The organism is Rothia sp. HMSC036D11 (genome assembly GCF_001814205.1).
Taxonomy (GTDB): domain Bacteria; phylum Actinomycetota; class Actinomycetes; order Actinomycetales; family Micrococcaceae; genus Rothia; species Rothia dentocariosa.
This window is the reverse complement of record NZ_KV815278.1, coordinates 149,499-169,448: the sequence shown is the minus strand read 5'-3', so window position 1 is coordinate 169,448 and position 19,950 is coordinate 149,499. Positions and strand designations below refer to the sequence as shown.

Below are 19,950 nucleotides of genomic sequence, written 5' to 3'. Positions count from 1 at the left end.
TGGCGTTTCGGGTGGATTATGGGTATTGGGCTGACCCGAATAATACTCAGGATGCTCAGGTTTTGGTGCGGTTTATGCAGGATAAGTATTGGGTGCAGCGTCTTTTAGAGGTGCCTGTGGTTTCGGGGTTAGCCCACGAGGGGTACGGGAAAGAGTATTGTCCTGTTGGTGGTCCTGAGTTCGGGCCCGAGTTCCGTAGTAGGCAGAGCGCCTCGGGAGATTTCACGTGGGCTAAAAACTTCGTCCTCACCTAAGCCTATAGCTTTCTAGACACAAGGTGCACAACAGAAAACCCGCCAGGTCTTAGAGTTCTAAGACCCGACGGGTTTAGCTATGCGGTGGTGGAGGGATTTGAACCCTCGTTGGCTGTTACACCAAACATCATTTCGAGTGATGCACCTTCGGCCGCTCGGACACACCACCAATAGGATATGATTCTACCGCATCCGCCCCAAGGGGGCAAAAAACTCCACCCCCTTGCTCGGTTCCATCCAAGGTGTTGGAGGCACCCTTCAAATCCTTAGTGACAAGCGCATCATACCGCTTATTCTGTCTGCCGAACTTAGTTCCTCACCCAGGGGGTTAGCCTTCAGTCAAGAGCGAACCCATAGCGGCTGTGCACCCCAATATCGCCTGAAAGCCGCATCCGTCAGTGCCGAATATAGCCGTCAAATACCAGCATGACCGCACGGGTGGAGTCCTCGATGCTACGCTGCACCCCGTGTATCTCCCGGTCCATCGCCAGCATAAAAGTAGCACCAAAAATAGAAAGCGCCAACGCACGTGTATCCTGGGCGGTATCGATCGTGTAGCGGCTGCGCAGGGCGCGTACCTGCGACTCTATGAAATCCAGGATTTCTTGGCGGTTGTCCACCATTGAGTCGGTCCAGGCGTCCAGCCCCTTCCACACTTCGCTCACCCAGAGCCTGGTGAATCCTCGGTGTTCGTGCAGATAGGTGAGCGCCGTGGAGATGCTTTTGCGCAGCCCTTCGCGCGGGTCGCTCTGAGCGACGGAAGCTTCGCTCATGCTCTCCACGAGCAGGTGCGTGCCGTATTGCAGAAGCCGGTCGATCATGGTTTTCTTCGACCCGAAGTTGTAGTACACGGTGCCTTTGGAGACCCCGGCGCGTTGGGCGACCTCTTCAATGCTCACGTGGGCGCTTCCCCGATGCTCCATGATCTCCATCGTGGCGGTGAAGAGTTTGCGTTGGGTTTTGCCGGTGCGGCCCGGTCGGCGTGCGGGGTTCGGCGTATCGGGCATGGGGATGGTTCCCTTCGTGGCGGTTGCTGTTCTCTCCATACTAAGGCCCTACACCGTGATTTCGGGGATTAGTTTTTTCAGGGACCAGATGCGGTCACGGCGGGTTCCCAGGTACCCCAGCACCAGACCGACGGCACCCCACACCAGCAGGTACATCATGATCGGCATCAGGCTGGATTCGTTGATGCCGTAGCTGAGCCTGCGCATACCGGTGACGGCGTAGCCCATGGGGAAGAAGTCGTGCATCCACCTCATGGCGTGCGGCAGGGTTTCGTAGGGCATGGTGCCGCCCGCCGTGATGAGCTGCAGGATCATAATAATCAGGGCTATGAGCTTGCCGGGCGAGCCGAAGAACACCACAACGCCGTGAATGAACAGGGTGAAGATCGTTGCGACGAAGCAGAGGAAGAAGAAGGCAATCCACGGATGCGCCATCTGGAATCCGAGCCCGAATTTCACTGCCGCGAACATGAGTACTGCCTGGGCGATACCGATCAGTCCGAACGGCAGCCAGCTTCCTAGGATGATGCGCACTGTCGGTGCCTTTGAGGCCAGTGCACGGTTGTTGAGCGGGCGCAGGGTTTGCACGAGCATCAGGCCGCCGATCCACAGGGCTAGGCACATGAAGAACGGTCCCATACCCTCGCCGTAATTACGTCCGTTGGCTAGGGAACTGTGTTCGAGGTCCACGGGTGAGGACATGACGGAGGCTACGTCTTTTTGCTGTTCTTCGTTCAGGTTGGGGATTTGGCGGGTGCCGTTTTGCAGTCCGGTGGAGAGCTGCCCGGTTCCGTCTTTGAGCTGTCCCGTGCCGTCGGCGATTTGGTCGGTGCTGCTGCTGAGTTTTCCGGTGCCGTCAGCCAGCTGAGATGATCCGTCCTGCAGCGTGGTTGCGCCCTCGTGCAGTTTGTTTTGGCCGTCTAAGGCTTCTTTTTCGCCATCGGCAAGCTGCTGTGCGCCGTTGTGCAGGTTTCCGGTACCGTTTTTGAGTTCACCGGTGCCCTCGGCCAGTTGGGCTGCTCCGTTATTGAGGGTGGAGGCACCATCGGCAACTTTCCCGGTGCCGTCGGCGAGTTTAGCTGAACCGTCCGCTAGGGTGGTTGCCCCGGAATCGAGTTTGGTGATGCCGTCGCGCAGTGTTCCGGCACCCTGCGCTACCGCCGTGGCGCCGGAGTCGAGCTTATCCACCCCGTCAATCAGGGTACTGAGTTTTTGCGCTGCAGCGGATTCCCCGGTGGCCACACAGTTGTCATTTTTGAGGGTTTGCAGCTTCGCCAACACATCTGAACCGGCTTGTCCGTGCTGCGCCAGATGGTTTTTGAGTGCCTGATCGTTCGCGGATGCTACAGCCGATTTCGTCTGTTCGGAATTGATGTTGGCGACGATCTCATCGGCAGTTTCCTGGCTGATGGAGCCGGATTCGACGAGAGGCGCTAGTTTCTGCCGGGTATCTTCGGCAACCTTAGACACCACCGTATTTGACAGATCTGTGCCGAAATCCCCGCTTGGGGCGGAGGTGTCGATCGAGTTCAGGTTTTGGCACATGGCGGTGAGCGTTCCGGGAAGTTGACGCACCCCGTCCTGATCTAATGCATTCTTGAGCGAATGCGTTCCGTCGGCGACCTGCTGGGCACCTTGGGCGAGGTCGTTCGCGCCTTTCTTAAGGCTGCCGGTGCCGTTTGCGAGGGCTGCGGAGCCATCCGCCAGCTGGGAAGCGCCGTTATGCGCGTCAGAGGCACCGTTGGTCAGGGTTGATGATCCGTCAGCGAGCTTGACCGCACCGTCATTGACTTTTCCGGTCCCCTGGTTGAGGGTGCCTGCGCCGTCAGCCAACTGGGATGAACCATCGGCGAGCTTATTCTGCCCTTCGACGAGCCTACTGGAACCATCCACCAGCTGCTCAGACCCGTCCGCGAGCTTGACGGCACCATCGTTGAGGGTTCCGGTTCCGTCAGCGAGTTGGGTCATCGCATCGGAAAGTTTGACGGTGTTCGCGTTGATTTTGTCGGCGCCGTCGGCTGCCTCATTCATTTTGCCGTGAATGGTCGTGAAGCTTGCCAGCAGAGTGTTCGCCGTCTTATCCCCCACCTTGGAGGCCACGGAATCCCGCACGGCTGTTCCCGCCTTCGTCACGATGTTGGTGAGCACATAGTTATTGGCGTCGTTCGTGATAATTTCCAGCCCGGCGGCCTGCGGGTTAATGGGACCGGTGTTGCCTTTCTCATCAGGTTTGAACGAGCCGGTACTCACGAGCCTGGCCGAGAAGTCTTTCGGAATCACGAGCGCAAAATCATAGGTCCCGTCGCTGACGCCTTGGACAGCTTTATCACGGGTCTCTACGCTCTTCCAGTCGAAGGTTCCCGCATCCAGCAGGCTCTTTTTGACATCCGCACCGGTTTTCAGATCGTTACCGGAGGCATCTTTCGCGCCCTCGTCTTCCACCACGAGTGCGCCCACAATACCGTTCACATTCCCGTAGGCATCCCAGTTGCCGTACAGGTACAGTGAACCGTACAGCAGCGGAATACACGACATAGCAAGAAGCACCAGTACCGGAAGCACTCCGGAGGTTAGACGCTTAAGTTCGACGAGCGCAACACGAACTACACTCACAGTTACTGTTCCTTCTCTGCTGGGTTCTTCGGGTTTGATAATTCTTCGTGGTCTTCGGGGAAAGGCTCGGATACTTCGGATGCGTTCGCCGCCGAGTCTTCCTGCGGTGACCGGACGGTCTGTACCTTCTCGCCCGGATCCTCGCTCTGTAGCGTCTCGCGATCGTTCGGGTCGCTATGATCGTCGTCGTGGTGGTCGCCGCCGAGCAGGTCATCCAGGGACGAGTCGGTTTCCTCCCGCGCAACGGTGAGGCGGATGCTCTCGGGCGCATCCTGCGGGTTTTCTTCAAGGTCTTCGTGGGCGTCACCAACCACGGCAGTTTTGCCGTCCCAGCTTTCGGAAATATGCGGAACTACGGCGATCACGGCACACGGATCGTCTTCGTTTTCGGCGAGTTCCTGCAGATACGGCAGCCACATGCGGGTGTGGTCCAGATGCCGTGACGGAGTATCAAATACCAGAAGATCGGAGCGGGTATGCGCCGCTAACGCGCTCATCAGACGGATGTTCTGCTCACCTGTAAGCTGTTCGGTCCAGAGCCTATCGAGCTCGCCTAAATCATTCTGCTCCAGCCAGTGGCTTGCTCGGGGTCGACCGAAGAACGGCAGAGAGTACGAGAGCATTTCGGAGACGTAATCATGCACGCGCATATGTACTTCGGGGGCGGTAACTTCTGGGGAATCAATAATGTCAGAGATACTGCGCAGGTGGCGCAAGCTGACGGGGCTTCGGTGATCCCAGCTGAGAGTTCCGCCGCTGAGCTTCAGCCGCCCGGTAAGGGCTAAGCTCAGGGAAGTGCGTTCAATCTGACTGTCGGCCTGTATCAGGATGACCTCGCCGCGTTCCACCGTGAAGCTGGTACGGCCGAAGAGCGCCTTATGGCGACCCCGAGCCCAAATATCGTCTGCGGTTAACATGTGTGCTGAACCTTTAAATGAATACGTGTCAGGATTCTTGGCGCGTCCCCGCGTTAAGTGGCACGCAGGACCCTGAATTACCTCATCTATCGTAGATCCGCAGAAACAGTGCACATGACCATTTTTTGACGATTTCCGATGTTATTTTTGAAATTTATGGATTATTTTTCAAAGAAAAAGCGATTTTCGTTCAAATAAGGGGGTGAGCGGTGCCGGCTCCCATCGCTCCCCCTCTCTCCCTCTATCTTCTTCCTTCCCTTCTCAGACTAAAAGACTCATGATGTGCTCAAGCACGGTTTCCTCCGTTTTATTCACATCACGAGACTTTTATGAGGGAAGACAAAGAATTTAGACAAAATACCCAGCAGTTTAGATCCCCTGCTACGGGCGGCGTGCTTCAAAAAATGTGCGCATCAGCCCGGCACATTCCTCGCGCAGCACCCCGGCGTAAACCTGCACATCAAGCCCTAAACGACGGTCACGGAGCACATCATATTGACTCCCCACCGCACCCGTTTTTTCCTCCCAAGCACCCATAACCACCGTGGGTATGCGCGCCATCAGAATCGCCCCGGCACACATGAGGCATGGTTCAACGGTCACTACGAGCGTGCACTCTTCCAAACGCCAGGTCTTAAGATGCTGTGCCGCCTGGCGAATCGCGTGGATCTCAGCGTGCCCGGTGGGGTCATGATCGTGTTCGCGACTATTGTGCCCCGAGCCGATAATTTCGCCTTCGGCATTCACCACCACCGCGCCGATAGGTATCTCACCGGCGCATGCTGCGCGCTTTCCTTCGTCGAGAGCCAGGCGCATCCAGCGTTCATGCTCAGCCAATGTCGCAATGGTACTGAGGGCTTCACCGTCACCGGCGTGAGCACCACTATTGTTGTATTCCATATCGTCTATATGTCCTTGTCAAAAGCTATATATTCCTCATGAGAAATACATATTCTCAGTGTGTCACACCCAGCGCGAAGGGGTATACAGCGGATGCTCCGCCCGCCCGCAGCCGCTGCGCCAACACGGTGATACTCCAGCGAGAATCCACAATATCGCTCACCAAAAGTACAGGTCCCGGATGCTCACGCAGCCTCTCAATTACCTCAGGCGGAATCTGGTAGGAACGCATGACATCGGCACATCGGAAAACACTGTTACCGCCGAAGAAACGCGGTTCGGCAGCCAGCTCAGCCTCGCCCAAATACACGAGTTTGCCGACATGGGCCAGCCCCTCCCCCAACGAGCGCGCTAACGTGGGACGCACCGGAGACGGTACCGTGAGTACGGTTTCGGGGCGCCCGGTTTCACCCCAGTCCCATGCCGCAAGAACCCGCACGCAGGCCTGCCCGAGGGCTTGGGGAACGGGCGTATCGAGAGGTTCCCCGGATTCGTCGGTCGCCAAAAGTTCACGCACACGGCTGCCCCACCCCACATCGCTGAGGCGTGCCAGCGCGTAACCCGGTTCGGCGCGCTCTGACACCGGAATCTTACCCTTTGGCGCGTTCTCTCCCACGAGCTCCTGTAGCCCGGTAGGCCACATGCCGCGCGGGGCTATTTCTACGCCAACCGCGTTGAGGGTTCCTTGAGCCTGCTGCACGGCGCGCTCAGAGACCTGTTCGGGGTACCAGGGGCCCGCGCACCTATCGCATTTTCCGCACGGAGCCGCCGTGGTATCGTCCAGCTCGCGTGCCAGAAAGACCATGCGGCACCCTTCGGTACTCTCGTAGGCGAGCATGGCCTCTTGCTCCCGAACGCGCGCCTGCGCCACGGCACGGTATCGCGGTGCATCGTAGCTCCAGGGAGTACCTGTGGAGTACCAGCGTGAGCCGATCTTGCGCACAGCATCCTCAACATCGAGTACTTTGAGCAGAAGCTCTAAGGTGCTTCGGCGTAACTGTACACGCGCCTCCAGCGCGGGTATAGAAAGCCCATCGGGCTCATCCGCCAGCGCCTCACACACGGCGTAGGCGTTCTGTTCGTCGGGCATGGATGCGGTCGCAAAATACTCCCAGATCGCGCGGTCCTCACGCCCGGGCAGCAGAAGCACATCCGCATGGTCGGTGCCGCGACCGGCACGGCCCACCTGCTGATAGTAGCTCACCGCCGAAGAAGGCGCCCCAAGATGCACCACAAACCCCAGATCCGGTTTGTCGAATCCCATACCGAGGGCACTCGTGGCAACAAGCGCCTTAACCCGGTTGGCTTTGAGGGCTTCTTCGGCTTCGCGGCGTTCATCGGGATCGGTTTTTCCGGTGTACGCAAGAACCTTGTGCCCGGCGGTTTGCAGCAGTCGAGCGGTGTCTTCGGCGGCGGATACTGTCAGGGTATAGATAATTCCTGAGCCCGGCAGCGTATCAAGGTGTTCAACCAGCCAGCCTAGACGCTGCGCTTCGTCGGGCAGCTGCAGCACGCCCAGCCTCAGAGAATCGCGGGTGAGCGAACCGCGCAGCACCACAACATCCTCGGGGTTGGCGCCTGCGGCAAGCTGTTCGGCAATATCGCGGCTTACACGTTCGTTCGCGGTTGCGGTCGTCGCGAGTACGGGAACGTTCGCATCAAGCTCACGAATAAGTGCCCCGATGCGCCGGTAATCGGGGCGAAAGTCGTGCCCCCAATCGGATATACAATGCGCTTCATCAACCACCAGAAGGCCGAGCCGCGGCTGCAGATAAGGCATCCATTCTTCACGAAATGCGGGGTTATTGAGTCGTTCGGGTCCAATGAGGAGAACGTCCAGATCGTTTGCATCAAGGCGGGCGCGTATTGCCTCCCATTCGGTCACGTTAGCGGAGTTCACCATAGCGGCACGAACCCCGGCACGTTCGGCTGCCTGCACCTGGTCGCGCATGAGCGAAAGCAGCGGAGAAATAATGAGGGCAACCCCGGAACCTTGGGCGCGCATCAGAAGCGCCGAAATAAAATACACGGCAGATTTTCCCCAGCCTGTACGCTGTACCACGAGGGTGCGGCGGCGGTCGGTGACAAGCGCCTCGATAGCCTCGAACTGCCCGGGATGAAAGCTCGCATTTGGGTTTGCGGTGAGCTTTCTGAGCAGGACTTGGGCATTTTCATGGAGTGTTGGCATGGGGTTCCTTTGTGAGGGGTTTCTCCCATCATGGCAGATTTCAAGGCTCCGCACATGCTGTACGGTTACCTCGTGCATGCAGGTTTGGGAATACTATCGCGGTCACGGAATATATGGGTACTGACTTCACCGCCCTTATATTCCTCATCGGGTATAAACGCCATGATTCCATCAGTTAGCCAAGCTCGTGAGGCAGGTTCACGCTCTTAATCGTTTCTCACAAAGAATCCCGGTAGAATATTGCGAGACACTTCATAGCTTCCACATATTTTTGCCTTAGTGGTCTCTCAGGCAGACCGCATAGGATTGTGTGCAAGCACCGCGCGTGCCTTGTGTTCGACTACTTCAGGATTTTTCTATGGCTTTTTTTATCCCCGTACTTCTTGCCCATCTTCCGCTGGGGCTCCTCGGTTTCAAGCTTGAAGATGTGCTGATCAGCACCGGTCCGTGGGTTCTGGTGGTTTCGGCCATCATCGTTTTTATCGAATCGGGCGTGCTGTTTCCGGTGCTTCCGGGCGACTCTTTGATCTTCGCTCTGGGTATGCTCCATGACCGCATGGGGCTGTCGCTCTGGTTGGCGTTCCCGGTTCTCATTATTGCAGCGGTAGCTGGCGGCGAGGTCGGGTATCAGCTGGGTGCCCGCTATGGCCGTAATCTTTTCAAAGACGATGCAAAAATCCTGAGCACCAAGAACCTGCACGCTGCGGAAGAATTTTTTGCTAAACGAGGCGGTTTCGCACTTGTTGTAGGTCGCTTCGTACCGATCGTTCGTACCTTTGTTTCGCTGGCGGCGGGTATTTCTTCGTATCCGCGCCGTAGGTTCAACCTCTGGAACATCCTGGGTGCCGTCCTGTGGATTGGTTCTATTGGCATGGCAGGCGTGCTGTTGGGTGGTGTCGAGTTCATCCACAACAATATTGAGATGCTTGCGGTCATTATTGTGTTGGTTTCGGTTCTGCCCGTGACCTTTGAATACCTGCGCGGTCGTTCCAAAGCCAAGAACGAGGCAGCCGAGTAGGGGCGCCTAAATCTCAAACTTCTGCGTATGCATAAGGGGGCGGCGAATACAGTCTGTATTCGCCGCCCCCTGCTATATGCTTATATTCTTATCGAAGCATATACCCTAATGGTTATAGGGTTGGTTCCCCTGCTGCTGGTAGGGATTTACGCCACTCTGATTCTGCTGGTACATACGCCAGATGCGGCTCTGAGCGGTATACTGCGTAGCATCACGCAGCACCATGAACACGATAATGGCGCCCTGCAAAACCGTGGAGAAGATTGTCATACCAATTGACACAGGGTCGTTCATCGTAGAATACGGGGAATAACTTACCGACCCTGTGCCGGCACCCATGAGGATCATGATCAGGGTAATCACACCGAATGCAGTACCAATACTACTTAAGACCAAAGCTGTAATACGCGCCCAAGTGTGCCCTTTGGCGTAAAAATAACCGATAACGACCGTAAGAGCGACTATGATGACGGCTATCAGAATGCCAACAACAATACTCGTTGTTATCAACGAGTCTGAAAAGTTGACGCTACTGTAGTTCCCATACGGAGAGTACTGGTTCTTCTGCTGTTCGAGCAGGGCATTCATCCTGTCTCGAAGGGTTACCGAGTTGTAAATACTTGATACCAGGGCATAAAGCGCATACCCAAAGATCAGATAAATACCTGTTTTTACTACCGTGCTGGGTTCGGGTTTTTTCTCTGGAACAGACATATAAGCCCCTGGCTGGTATGGCTGGCCATAAGGTCCTTGAGGCTGTTGGGCGTATGAGGGCTGATACTGCGGATCTTGATAATAGGGATTTTGGCTCATGATGTGTCCTGGTGACTCTTATCGTGTGTACCGGTGTTATGTCTGCGGCGGTCGTATGCATTCCAGCAACACTTCTATATGCTGCAAAAACGCAAAACGCTCGCCGTACTTCAATGGTAGTGTACGGCGAACGTTTCCGCGCTGTTGAGGGCGCATCCGGGTGTCTGTAGGTGTTAGTTCAGGCGGTATCCATCGCCACCACCGTCGTACCGGTCATTAGGATTCTGCGGTGCAGGGTTTGGTCGTGACTGCGGATTCTGCGCCTGCGGGTTTTGTACAGCCTGACCGAATCCTTGTTGAGGCTGGGAATCTGTGGGCTGTTGAACGGGCTGCGGACCCTGATCCTGCCGGTAGTTGCGCCAGAGGCGGCTATCGCTCGTGTACCGAGCGGCATCACCACGAAGCATGAAAACCACTACCGCAATCTGCAAAATAATGCCCAATATAAGAACTATGTATACAGCAGGGCTTATAGATACCTGCTGCGCCCCATCCATCTGAGATGTAACGGACTGTACCAGCGACTGGGCGAGAAGGGTGAGCAAGAAGTAGAGCAGATCGCGAATGGTACCGATAATCCCCAGGACAAGGGCGGTAATGCGCGCCCATCCGTGGCCCTTAGAGTAGAAGAATCCGAGGAGAATGGTAAACGCAGCAAAAATTGCACTGATGACATAGCCGAGTCCCGTCGAAGAGTTTACTTCGGTCGTCTTGCCGTTCTCCGTGTGGTATGTCTGGAACCCGAAATCATCCAAGCCAACGATGGCTCGCATGATCATGTACAGCGCCACGGCGTAAATCAGGTAGGTGCCGATCTTGACGACGGTAGTGGGCTCGGGTTTCTGCGTTGGCACGGGTGCGTATTGAATCGCTGGGTGCATGGGCGCGTTGGGATGCGGCGGCTGGTATGGGGGTTGTTGACCATAAGGATCTTGACTCATGGTTCCTCCTCAACAATGTTTTCTGTGGTTGGGCTGCGGAATTCTCACTTCGATTGTTGAGAGTTCCTTAAAAGAATGTTCGTCGTGCCCCCGCCTGAGGTGCACGACGAACATTGTTAGGCATGCACGAAGTGCATCAAACCTATGAAATTTTCAATCTCTAATTCAGATTGTACCCGCTATTACCCTGATGGTCTTGGGGATTTTGCGGGTTTTGCGGCACATTATTCTGCTGAGCCTGCGGATTCTGAGGAGCTTGCGGATCATATCCATACCCCTGCTGCCCGTTCTGAACATGCTGGGCGTTATGCTGTGCAGCGGATGCCTGTCCCTCGGATGCAGGCACGGCGAGGGCGCTGGCATCGACGGGCTGGTTCTCGGGCTTCTGGGCTTCTACCGCGCCGTAATATTCCCGAGCCTTTCTCATATATTTGAGGGTTGTTGGCAGCCAGATCAGGATAATCAGAAGAACCTGGATCACGATAGAAGCTAGTTCGAGATAAACCCCAAACTTTATAGCGGAGAAAAATCCTTTGTACTTCTCTGGGAAAAGGGGATCGCTTATAATTTCGTCAAAGCTATTAACGTTATCCAGAGCCTCTGGCATTCCATTAGCATAGATCACTGTAAAGATACCGGCTACAGCAGTAAGACCGATAGCCGAACCTAGACCTCCTTTTTTCATATTTCTTGCTAGGGTAAAGAAAAGAAGGGCAATTACGATGCCAAAGATAATTCCTCGGGGACTAGAATCAGTAATTCCAAGTTCGCTTTCGCTGATGTTATATTCTTGGGCGAAATTTTTTGCCTGCGGATGTAGGTAAAGCCCCATAATAATATCAATAATCCGCAAAAGAGCCGCAATAATACCCACGATGAGAACGGCGACAACGGTTCCTCGGTACGCGGGCTTCTCAGGAAGTTCAGCGGCGGGAGCGGGGGCGTTCCCATACATGGGCTGACCGGCGGGTGCGGGTTGTTGGGGGTAGCCTTGGTTTCCGGAAGGCTGGGGATTTTGAGGCAAAGCCGGGTCAGGTCTATGCTGCTCGCTCATCGGTGGTACTCCTTTGTTCTCGGTTACCGTGTTAAACGGCTGTATTATGAGCATAGCGGAGCCTTAGTTTCAGGTCATACATTATTGACCAATGTCGTGAAATATTTTTTAATCACGCCGAGCTCAACCTGATATTTCGTCATACACGACAAATTTTTGGACACGCCCGATCTCGAATTTTATTCGGAAAAACCCTTCAGCGACCACAAACCATCGCTCCCGAATTCAGAAAGCTGACACGCCGCCGTTAACTCAGGAGCATAGCCCGGATATGTCTTGTACATAGGCTCCAAAACCTACGGCTAACAGTGCGCGCATGCCTGACGGTAGGCGTTGCTCTCACGCATATACAGGGTAACGCTGGCGGGGAACATCAAAAATCCTAACAGCACCAAGTGCGTCAGTGCCGCCATGCTCAGCACCACAACCGACAAATATGACCCCGGAATATCGGGAACGGCGGGGCGCAGCCAACTCAGAGTCAGCAGGGATGTTCCCAAGGTTAGCAGCGCGAGTGAAACCAGCAGAGCGCGCGCCAGCGCATACCCCCGAAGAATAAAAATTCCTAGAATAACGTGCAAGAAAACATTAGCAATAGTCAGAGCATTCCCCAGAGCAAAATTTTCAAAATGCCATGATGCTGTCAAATATATGGTGCGAAGAATAGCAATCATCATGCTGGCGCATGCGGCTACCTTCACTGCACAGGGTACATAGGGGCGCTCTAAAGAGGCTCTCGGTACGGGCGAATAATTCACTATATTCTCTTCGCCCATATACCCAGAGGTCAGTGTTGTTATGGAGTATTCAGAGCGTACAGCACTGTCATAGCTCATCGGCAATATTCCTCCTAGAGGGCTGCGGCATTGTACGAAAGTATCTAAGGTCTTAGCTGAGTGTTACGAAGAACCTCCACAACCCTTAAAGCACACGTTACAGGTTCATCAAGCAATATGACAATATCTCTAGGTTTTTGCACTATGTTTTAATGTCAGAAAAGCGTCGGTTTAAGGCGCTTATAGTTTCATTATTTATCGGTCAGATGCCCAGAAATAAAGGCTTTATGGGCATACAAGAAATTATTTACGCGCAACGAGATCAGTTATAAAAAGGGTGCTGCGACATATATTTCATATATGTCGCAGCACCCTCACGAAGTAAAACTCTTATATCCTCAGGGAGCTAAAGCTGCTGCCCTCCAGAAGGAGGCTGATTCCCCGGTGCCTGCCCCGGATGCGGCGCGGGTGCCGGATATGCATAGGGCTGCGGCATTCCGTAGGGGCTATTGGCCTGGTTTCGCGCCCGCCGCACCGAAGTACGCTGGCGAACATACCTATTCGCAGGCGGCAGCCACATCAGAATCAGGGACAGAAGGCCCACCACCAAAATAGCGATATAGATGATGACAAGTCCGAAAGCTTGACCTCGAAGATCCACCAAATCCGTAAAATTGGCAAACTCGTTGTAGCCTACGATCGAGTCCATCAGGAAAAGCATGACTAAGAGCGTATTCAACACTGTAAAAACCGTCAGAACAATACGCGCCCAGTTGTATCCCAGGAAAATAAAAATTCCGAAAAAAATGTAGATGATGCTGAAGAAAATACCAAAAATAAAACGGCCTACTAGACCGACCTGCATATCTCGAAGTTCATAAAATTCCGGTTTAGCAATAAACTGTTGATAAGCGCTCTCCCCCAACGATTGACGGAGCGCTTCCATCAGGCTACTCACCATAGAGGCCATAACGCCGTATTCGATGACGCGTAAGATGGGCATCAAGATCGCCAAGATGAGGACAGACAGCAGCAGAATCGACATTTTCGGTTTTGCGGCTGATTCCGGCGGCGTGGATGGTGACGGTGCCACCTGGTGTGCCGGATTCTGCATATACGGCTGCGAGATCTGCGGGTTTACAGGGTGGTTCTGTCCATACTGATTCTGCGGCTGGTTTGAGTATGCACCTGATGTCTGCGGACCTTGCGGTGGCCGGGGGTCTGGACTGGCGGGCTTGGGGTATTCATTCATCGACAATAGTCCTTACGGTTATAACGGGGTGAAGCACCGCTTTGGGCTTCTTTTCGAGAATAGCGGAAAGTACTCACGCTACCTAGCATTCGGGCTTATTTAATGACAACCAGGTTATGAGTTTGTACCTTTAGTCTGCTCTTCCGAGGCTAATTCCGTCTGAGCCTCAAACCGGTTGGCGTAGCTCTTACTACCCGCCTCCAGCGCTTCTTTGGCTTTCCAGTAGGCTTTAGTGTTCCGCATATACACGTTCACGGGCGGCATCCACACAAGAACAACCAGGCATATATTCGCCAGGAAAAGTAACATATATACGGCCACCAGAGCCCCTAAATACCCCTGCGCATTCGCAAAAGCCGGCGCCTCTGGGTCGGATATCGTATAAGCCTGCCCCAAAGCGCTCATACCGCTCATCAGCATGCCTAAGGAGGCAAGAATAGTCAGCAGAATACGACCCCAGTTTTTCCCACTACTCACGACAAGCCCAAAAAGAATATAAAGCAGAGCAGATGTCAGCACTGAAAGAAAATGGAATGTGAGCGTTGAGTTTAGCTGCGCCTGTGCAAACATTCCAGATTTCATCTGCTCAAGAGATATATCACCATACGCAGGTACGTGCGTGCGTGATTGATGCCATTTAAGAGCCTCGCTCAAATATGAAGACGTTAGGACATACTCCACAAAACGCAGGATTGGGCACACGGTAGCGGTAAAAATTGCGAAGACAAAAACAAAAGTAGGTCTTTTAGGCTCCTTAAAGGCGGCAGCGAGACCTCCCGGATTCGATGCTGCCATATGAGGCTGATACGAGGGCGTGCCTTCCGGCATAGGCGCGGCAGAATATGTCATGGTGCAGTCCTTACACGGGTTTTATGAAATTTATAGTGTTACGTGAATACTCTTTTGAGCATACTAAAAAGTTCTTTGAACACCAGCATTGTGGTTCTCTTATGAACCGAACCTTGGCGGCTTAGATTCTGCCGCCGCCCTAGCTGCCGATCACAATCTGTTCGTCTACGACCGCTGCCCGGGATACTGCTGCCCGGTATTGGGGTTGTAACCTCCTGGCTGCTGACCCGCATAGTAGCCTGGCTGAACAACGTGATATGCATATACCTGCTGATATTGAGTCTGTTCCATTAAACGCGCCAGCCGATATGCCTTGAGTTTGCGTACATAACGATTAGCCGGGCGAAGCCACATCACAATTATCGTAAGTAGGTTAACCGCGCAGAGGGCAGCGTATAGAATCACGAGCACCCTCATATACCCCTGTACCTGTGGATTTTGTGAGATCCCTTCAATACCTGTCTGTGCGGTATTAAAAGCCCAGCATTTGAAGGCGCTCATAATAATCCCGATAACGGCAATAATTGTCAGCATAATACGCGCCCAATTCCGCCCCACATATGCGAAACAGCCGAAGAGCAGATAAAGACACGAAGACACGAAAACAGATACCAGCAGAAAGGCTGCCTGGGCGCCCGAGAGTAAAAATGCGGGAACCGCAATGGCCTCGCGATCAATATTCTCTGCATACTGTTGGGAGCTTACCCAGCGTGCCGCCTCGTTCATTAACGATGCACTGACCAGATACTCTATGATCCGTAACGCGATGCATGCCAAAGCACCCACAAGAACCAGTGTCAGCACGAATGTTCGTACAGGTTTTTCAATCTTAACCGCGTTATTGTCATATGTGCCCTGAGGGGCAGCCTGAAGGGGAACTGTAGGATTCTGCCCCTGCCCCACCGCCATATGCTGCTGCAAATGCTGCACATAAGGGTTTGAAGGTTGCTGGGGTGAGGGGTCTCCTGAAGTAGGGTTTGGGTGGTTGGTCATCGGCGATTCTCCTTGAGGTTTTAGCTCAATAGAACTGTGAACTTATTTCTGAGAGTAGCCGACCTCAAGGGCGGTTTGCAGTATTTACACCCGTATTCCATATGTGGAATATTTCTCAGCAGGTTTTCTGCGATATACAAAAGGTACCGCACCAGATCGGAAAACATCTAGCACATCACCCTCAAAATACTCTCTCACCTGTATATATTCCAAATAGAGAATATACTGTGGGGTGGTTTAGAACATCAGAGAATCCTCACGCTGCTCGGCACGCCATAGGCTTCGCGCATGCATATATTCGCGGGCGGCACGGCTCCAGATCAGTCCAAGAGCAATAACGCTCACCACAAGATACGGCATACCCACATAAAGAGGCACATAAAGCGGCGACGAGTTGGAATCCAAGAGGAACTCTACTTCCTCCATAGGAGCCCCATTAAGACCGGCCATGATAACGCCCACTAGCAAGAGCACAATAAAGGTGCAGAGCATTCCCAACAGCAAGGAGGCAGTCAGCACATATGCAGCCCACCTATGCCCGCGTAAATACGCAAATAACACCACCACATGAAGCGCCATCAGCACGAAGGTTGCCATCATGAAAAATACGAGGGGAAGCTGGTCTTTGAGCGTCAGAAAAGTTTCTGATTCCCAGAGCGATACGCCCTGTAGCGGCACCGTAACAACCCAGACGATATACGAGATCAGAATGTACGCCCACATCCCTATAAATATCGTCATGATGAGGGCTGCCAGAGACACTTGAAGGGGCCTTATAGGCTTGCCCGATATCTTCGACACTAATACCGTGGCCCGATCGTCATGCGGATGCTCTGGCTGGTTTTCCACCCGGGTTTCCCCCTCTCGTACTGGTTTCTAGTGTTAGATTAGCAAGGTTTGCCAGCAAGAGACAGATACAACACCGCCGCGCATGTCATATCGCGTCGCACAGCGGCGCAGTGGGTCCTGTACATACGCCCTAACGAATACTCAATGTTGGGCGAGCAAGTATCGCACGCAGAGTATTGAACTTATACAGGGTTACACTCAGCAATGCGATTTCAAGAAGCCATAAAGCACCCAGCGCGCAGAGCACAATCATGGGGTCAAGACCCAGTGAAATACCATCCCAGTTCAAGACGAGAAGTAGGAATGTGATGGGTGAAAGTACTAGTCCAACACCAATAAAGCAGATCAGTGAAAATATTCCCCACACGGAATATACGGATGCGTCCGAAGCGTCTTTGGGCGGACGCGCTAACGGCCATACCTGAACAACGGCGTAGATTGTGATAATCAGCCAGAACCCCCACCCCATGTTGGTGGTGTAGCGTGCAATAATAGCGCCTTCAAAAATCCCCAAGAGGGCAAGCACTGCTAACCGGACACCAATGGTGATGTTCAGAGAACGTCGTCGTGCATTTATTGTTTCAAGGCCTGCCTGCATTTGAGAGAATGCGCGGCTCAGGTTCTTCGGCGTATATGCCTGATGTGGAATACTATTCCGTCGCGGCGATACATCCTGCTCAACCTCTTGCGAGGTTTGTGATGGGGCAGGTTTTGATGCAGCGGATACTTCCGAAGAACTAGGCGCTGGCGGCTCTGGCGTGGGGGCGGGAATAAAACGTGGGGCAGGCGCATCCTGAGGTGCCTGAGGCTCGGCAGTTTTCGATTTTGTAGCTGCCCGAAGCGCCTGACGAACCGCGCCCTGTTTCCTGGGCTGCGGCGGCTGCGGGGCTGGTTCAGGTTCCCCCGAATTCTGTCGTGCATGCTCAAGGGCGTATGCGGGCGGCGCTGCCGGAACCGCGTGGCGAATCGGTGCCGTGTAGCGGGTGGGCACCGCATCCTGACCGGCCGGCGGGGCTTCGTCCCGAGGCGAAGCATCTTCGGCGTTCACGCGGGCAGGGGGAACCGCATCGGCATCATGCACGCGAGATTCGTGATCCACAGCAGTTTCCTCCTCCCCATATATCCTAATCCTAAGGATTTATACGGCTTTTCCGACGTATAAATTCCCGAAGCCGCATGAGTTTTTTATCTACGCATACCCTATCACGGTTGGTAGGTATTCTTCGGGGAATATATACCTCGTTTCATGCGCGATGCATACACAACAAATACGATCGAGAAAGCTAAATCAACCGCAGGTGCAACTGTCGCCAGGAGGGCGACTAATGCCCCTCTACCCCCGTTATGTCCCCAGGTCGCCATACTTCCAACTGCTATGAGTAAAACTAGGGCTCCTCCCATAGTTCCCAAGGCTGAAAGTACAATCCCAATAATGTTGATAACGCGCACCATCAGATAATGGCGGTTATTTTTAACGGCTAACCAGCCAAAAATATTGCAGATCATAAAGGCCGCGATAAATATTACTAAAATATACCCGGGTGCAACGACTATACGTTCACGTGCAAGGCATTCATCCTGATCCAATGCCCCTTTGCACGAATCAAACGTGTCATTAATACCTGAATTGACTTCCTCTACCCCGTGAACGGGGTAAATTCCTACCAGTCACTACAACCAAACTAGGCTGTGGTGACTTTCGGTGGGTGAACAGCATCAACAACAACAGCATTTGCTAACAAACGTCTTACATCATCTCCGCAGTATTCGTTTAAACTCTCGGCAAGCCCTGCCGCGAGTAGGATATTAACCGCCGCATTCAAATCCCTATCCACATGGGACTGGCACCCAGTACAGGCCCATTCACGGATATTCAACGGCTTTCTACCATTAGGTGTACCGCAAATCGAGCAGATCTGGGTAGTAGGTGCGAACCTATCCACGCGGATAAGGGTTCTACCGTGTTCGGCAGCCTTCTCTTCAATCAACCGGTTGAGGTGTCCCCAACTAGCGTCCAACACACTCTTACCCAACCGGGTTCTAGCTAGACCCGTGATTGAGAGGGTTTCCAGGGTGATAACTTGGTTTTCGTTAACAATCTGGTTCGCTACATGGTGTAGGTAATGGGTTCGCACGTTTCGGACTTTCGTGTGGGCTTTAGCTACCCTGAGTCGTTGTTTGACATAACGGTTACTACCCTTTTTCTTTTTCGAGAGTTGTTTCTGTAATCGAGCTAGTTTCTTCTCGGCTTGTTTCAGAGGTCTAGTGTTAGCAAAGACGGTGCTTCCCCCGTTACTGTTCACCGCGATAGCTAGGTCTTTCAAGCCCATATCCACGCCTACCGCGTAGGCGGTAGGCTTCGGGGCTGGGGCGGGGGTGCTTTCGACAACGAAAGACACATAATACCTACCATCCGCTTCTTGGATCAGGGTTACAGAGGTTGGGGGTGAGGGTAGGTTACGTGAGAGGTTGAAGCGGACTTCACCAATCTTAGACAGTTTCACAAAACCTACCCCGTGAGTGGTTTGTCTAACCTTGAATGCTTGGGATGTAAACCTAGCAGCTTGCCGGGATGAGCGTTTCCTAAACCGTGGGGCACCAATCCTAACCCCTTTACGCTTACCTGTCACGGAGGTGAAAAAGTTAGTGTACGCCTTATCCAGATCCCGTAAGGACTGCTGTAAGGGTACAGCGGAAACGTCTTTCAGCCACGCTTTTTCAGGGGTCTGTTTCAGGTGAGTGAGTCGGGCAGAAAGCTCTTTACTAGAGGGCTTCTTCCCTGTGTCTTTATACTGTTCCTCTGAGTAGGCTAGAGCGTCGTTATAGACCACGCGTACACACCCAAACAGAGCAGCAATCGGCTGTTTTTGCCCTTTCTTGGGGTAGGCGCGGTAACGATAACGCTTGAGACTCATAACACCTATTATATACTTGGTGTCATGGATAATACCACTGATATAAGACGTGGTAGACATGCGATTTGGGATTTACATGTTCACTTGGTGTTCGTCACTAAATACCGGCGCAATGTCTTCACTAACACCATGCTCACCACCTGCGAAAGAACCATGCGAGAAGTCTGTGAAAGTTTCGGGGCAACCCTAGATGAGTTCAACGGGGAAACAGATCACGTTCACTTGCTAGTACGCTACCCAGCCACCGTGACTGTTTCTAAACTCGTGAACTCCCTCAAGGGGGTTTCCTCTCGTGTACTTCGGCGTGATTTTGAAGCTGAGATTACCCCGTTTTTATGGGGTGGCCATTTGTGGTCACGCTCGTATTATGCGGGGTCTGCTGGGGGTGCCCCATTGAGTGTTATTGCTGAGTATGTGAAGTCCCAGGCTCGCCCTGGTAGCTGATTCATCTCCACCCTAAAGGGTGGAGTCTTCTCAGAAAACTAGATAATACCCATCGCATACAGGCACCTACAATACCTAGACGCACCAGATATATCGATGCATATTTTCTGATTTCGGAGTTATCAGGACCCGTCGACTGTACATCGGAATTATTGCCAGATACGTTT

General features: G+C 53.4%; 19 protein-coding genes, 1 tRNA gene and 1 pseudogene. 4 read left to right on the top strand and 17 right to left on the bottom strand.

Going from position 1 to position 19,950, the window contains the following annotated elements; translation table 11 throughout:
• A pseudogene (locus HMPREF2958_RS02940) lies at positions 1–254 on the top strand (hypothetical protein); the annotation flags it as partial.
• Between the two features lie 82 nt (positions 255–336).
• Here HMPREF2958_RS02940 and HMPREF2958_RS02935 read toward each other — a convergent pair.
• The 6 genes from HMPREF2958_RS02935 to HMPREF2958_RS02910 form a co-directional block, all read right to left on the bottom strand.
• Positions 337–423, bottom strand: a tRNA-Ser gene (locus HMPREF2958_RS02935).
• A 226-nt stretch (positions 424–649) separates the two neighbouring features.
• Positions 650–1,261, bottom strand: a complete 612-nt coding sequence (locus tag HMPREF2958_RS02930) for a TetR/AcrR family transcriptional regulator (protein WP_246824104.1) — start codon at positions 1,259–1,261, stop codon at positions 650–652.
• A 48-nt stretch (positions 1,262–1,309) separates the two neighbouring features.
• Complete coding sequence (locus HMPREF2958_RS02925) at positions 1,310–3,874, bottom strand: YhgE/Pip domain-containing protein (RefSeq protein WP_070696421.1); 2,565 nt, start codon at positions 3,872–3,874, stop codon at positions 1,310–1,312.
• Positions 3,875–3,876: 2 nt separating this feature from the next.
• The gene (locus tag HMPREF2958_RS02920; protein ID WP_070696418.1) at positions 3,877–4,791 is read right to left on the bottom strand and encodes an ABC transporter ATP-binding protein; all 915 of its coding nucleotides are present in this window, start codon (positions 4,789–4,791) and stop codon (positions 3,877–3,879) included.
• A 381-nt stretch (positions 4,792–5,172) separates the two neighbouring features.
• Positions 5,173–5,691, bottom strand: a complete 519-nt coding sequence (gene tadA / locus HMPREF2958_RS02915) for a tRNA adenosine(34) deaminase TadA (RefSeq protein ID WP_070448756.1) — start codon at positions 5,689–5,691, stop codon at positions 5,173–5,175.
• A gap of 55 nt (positions 5,692–5,746) precedes the next feature.
• The gene (locus tag HMPREF2958_RS02910) at positions 5,747–7,879 is read right to left on the bottom strand and encodes a RecQ family ATP-dependent DNA helicase (RefSeq protein WP_070696415.1); all 2,133 of its coding nucleotides are present in this window, start codon (positions 7,877–7,879) and stop codon (positions 5,747–5,749) included.
• Between the two features lie 358 nt (positions 7,880–8,237).
• Here HMPREF2958_RS02910 and HMPREF2958_RS02905 point away from each other — a divergent pair, with 358 nt between their 5' ends.
• On the top strand, positions 8,238–8,897 hold the full coding sequence (locus HMPREF2958_RS02905; RefSeq protein WP_048751718.1) for a DedA family protein: 660 nt from the start codon (positions 8,238–8,240) through the stop codon (positions 8,895–8,897).
• A 105-nt stretch (positions 8,898–9,002) separates the two neighbouring features.
• On the opposite strand, the gene HMPREF2958_RS02900 is transcribed toward HMPREF2958_RS02905, so the two are convergent.
• Positions 9,003–9,710, bottom strand: coding sequence for a cation:proton antiporter family protein (locus HMPREF2958_RS02900; RefSeq protein ID WP_070696411.1), 708 nt, complete (start codon positions 9,708–9,710; stop codon positions 9,003–9,005).
• 11 nt (positions 9,711–9,721) lie between these two features.
• On the opposite strand from HMPREF2958_RS02900, the gene HMPREF2958_RS10955 reads away from it, so the two are divergent.
• Positions 9,722–9,880 (top strand): hypothetical protein, encoded by a 159-nt coding sequence (locus HMPREF2958_RS10955; protein WP_168165959.1) that lies wholly within the window; start codon positions 9,722–9,724, stop codon positions 9,878–9,880.
• Between the two features lie 3 nt (positions 9,881–9,883).
• Here the strand turns inward: HMPREF2958_RS10955 and HMPREF2958_RS02895 are convergent, their stop codons facing one another.
• From HMPREF2958_RS02895 to HMPREF2958_RS02850, 10 genes are all read right to left on the bottom strand, one after another.
• On the bottom strand, positions 9,884–10,651 hold the full coding sequence (locus HMPREF2958_RS02895; protein ID WP_070696408.1) for a hypothetical protein: 768 nt from the start codon (positions 10,649–10,651) through the stop codon (positions 9,884–9,886).
• 160 nt (positions 10,652–10,811) lie between these two features.
• A complete protein-coding gene (locus HMPREF2958_RS02890) occupies positions 10,812–11,705 on the bottom strand; it encodes a hypothetical protein (protein ID WP_246828002.1) in 894 nt (297 codons plus the stop codon).
• A 302-nt stretch (positions 11,706–12,007) separates the two neighbouring features.
• Entirely contained in the window at positions 12,008–12,541 is a 534-nt protein-coding gene (locus HMPREF2958_RS02885; RefSeq protein ID WP_070696402.1) for a mechanosensitive ion channel protein MscS, read from the bottom strand.
• Between the two features lie 346 nt (positions 12,542–12,887).
• Complete coding sequence (locus tag HMPREF2958_RS02880; RefSeq protein ID WP_246828001.1) at positions 12,888–13,733, bottom strand: hypothetical protein; 846 nt, start codon at positions 13,731–13,733, stop codon at positions 12,888–12,890.
• 114 nt (positions 13,734–13,847) lie between these two features.
• A complete protein-coding gene (locus tag HMPREF2958_RS02875) occupies positions 13,848–14,582 on the bottom strand; it encodes a hypothetical protein (RefSeq protein WP_070696399.1) in 735 nt (244 codons plus the stop codon).
• Between the two features lie 165 nt (positions 14,583–14,747).
• Complete coding sequence (locus tag HMPREF2958_RS02870; RefSeq protein WP_041321598.1) at positions 14,748–15,575, bottom strand: hypothetical protein; 828 nt, start codon at positions 15,573–15,575, stop codon at positions 14,748–14,750.
• Positions 15,576–15,812: 237 nt separating this feature from the next.
• A complete protein-coding gene (locus tag HMPREF2958_RS02865; protein WP_070696396.1) occupies positions 15,813–16,424 on the bottom strand; it encodes a hypothetical protein in 612 nt (203 codons plus the stop codon).
• Between the two features lie 130 nt (positions 16,425–16,554).
• The gene (locus tag HMPREF2958_RS02860) at positions 16,555–17,523 is read right to left on the bottom strand and encodes a skin secretory protein xP2 (protein APEG) (protein WP_070696393.1); all 969 of its coding nucleotides are present in this window, start codon (positions 17,521–17,523) and stop codon (positions 16,555–16,557) included.
• Between the two features lie 104 nt (positions 17,524–17,627).
• Positions 17,628–18,011 carry a hypothetical protein gene (locus tag HMPREF2958_RS02855; protein WP_246828000.1) on the bottom strand — a complete coding sequence of 128 codons (384 nt, stop codon included), beginning with the start codon at positions 18,009–18,011 and terminating at the stop codon, positions 17,628–17,630.
• A gap of 95 nt (positions 18,012–18,106) precedes the next feature.
• Entirely contained in the window at positions 18,107–19,339 is a 1,233-nt protein-coding gene (locus tag HMPREF2958_RS02850) for an RNA-guided endonuclease InsQ/TnpB family protein (RefSeq protein WP_070696390.1), read from the bottom strand.
• Positions 19,340–19,363: 24 nt separating this feature from the next.
• Between HMPREF2958_RS02850 and tnpA the strand changes: the two genes are divergently transcribed.
• Positions 19,364–19,783 carry an IS200/IS605 family transposase gene (tnpA, locus tag HMPREF2958_RS10650; RefSeq protein WP_080972578.1) on the top strand — a complete coding sequence of 140 codons (420 nt, stop codon included), beginning with the start codon at positions 19,364–19,366 and terminating at the stop codon, positions 19,781–19,783.
• Positions 19,784–19,950 lie beyond the last annotated feature (167 nt).

Coding starts and splice junctions, on each gene's coding strand:
- HMPREF2958_RS02930 (WP_246824104.1), bottom strand. CDS start 1,261: ATGCCCGATACGCCGAACCCCGCACGCCGACCGGGCCGCACCGGCAAA.
- HMPREF2958_RS02920 (WP_070696418.1), bottom strand. CDS start 4,791: ATGTTAACCGCAGACGATATTTGGGCTCGGGGTCGCCATAAGGCGCTC.
- tadA (WP_070448756.1), bottom strand. CDS start 5,691: ATGGAATACAACAATAGTGGTGCTCACGCCGGTGACGGTGAAGCCCTC.
- HMPREF2958_RS02910 (WP_070696415.1), bottom strand. CDS start 7,879: ATGCCAACACTCCATGAAAATGCCCAAGTCCTGCTCAGAAAGCTCACC.
- HMPREF2958_RS02905 (WP_048751718.1), top strand. CDS start 8,238: ATGGCTTTTTTTATCCCCGTACTTCTTGCCCATCTTCCGCTGGGGCTC.
- HMPREF2958_RS02900 (WP_070696411.1), bottom strand. CDS start 9,710: ATGAGCCAAAATCCCTATTATCAAGATCCGCAGTATCAGCCCTCATAC.
- HMPREF2958_RS02895 (WP_070696408.1), bottom strand. CDS start 10,651: ATGAGTCAAGATCCTTATGGTCAACAACCCCCATACCAGCCGCCGCAT.
- HMPREF2958_RS02890 (WP_246828002.1), bottom strand. CDS start 11,705: ATGAGCGAGCAGCATAGACCTGACCCGGCTTTGCCTCAAAATCCCCAG.
- HMPREF2958_RS02885 (WP_070696402.1), bottom strand. CDS start 12,541: ATGAGCTATGACAGTGCTGTACGCTCTGAATACTCCATAACAACACTG.
- HMPREF2958_RS02880 (WP_246828001.1), bottom strand. CDS start 13,733: ATGAATGAATACCCCAAGCCCGCCAGTCCAGACCCCCGGCCACCGCAA.
- HMPREF2958_RS02875 (WP_070696399.1), bottom strand. CDS start 14,582: ATGACATATTCTGCCGCGCCTATGCCGGAAGGCACGCCCTCGTATCAG.
- HMPREF2958_RS02870 (WP_041321598.1), bottom strand. CDS start 15,575: ATGACCAACCACCCAAACCCTACTTCAGGAGACCCCTCACCCCAGCAA.
- HMPREF2958_RS02850 (WP_070696390.1), bottom strand. CDS start 19,339: ATGAGTCTCAAGCGTTATCGTTACCGCGCCTACCCCAAGAAAGGGCAA.
- tnpA (WP_080972578.1), top strand. CDS start 19,364: ATGGATAATACCACTGATATAAGACGTGGTAGACATGCGATTTGGGAT.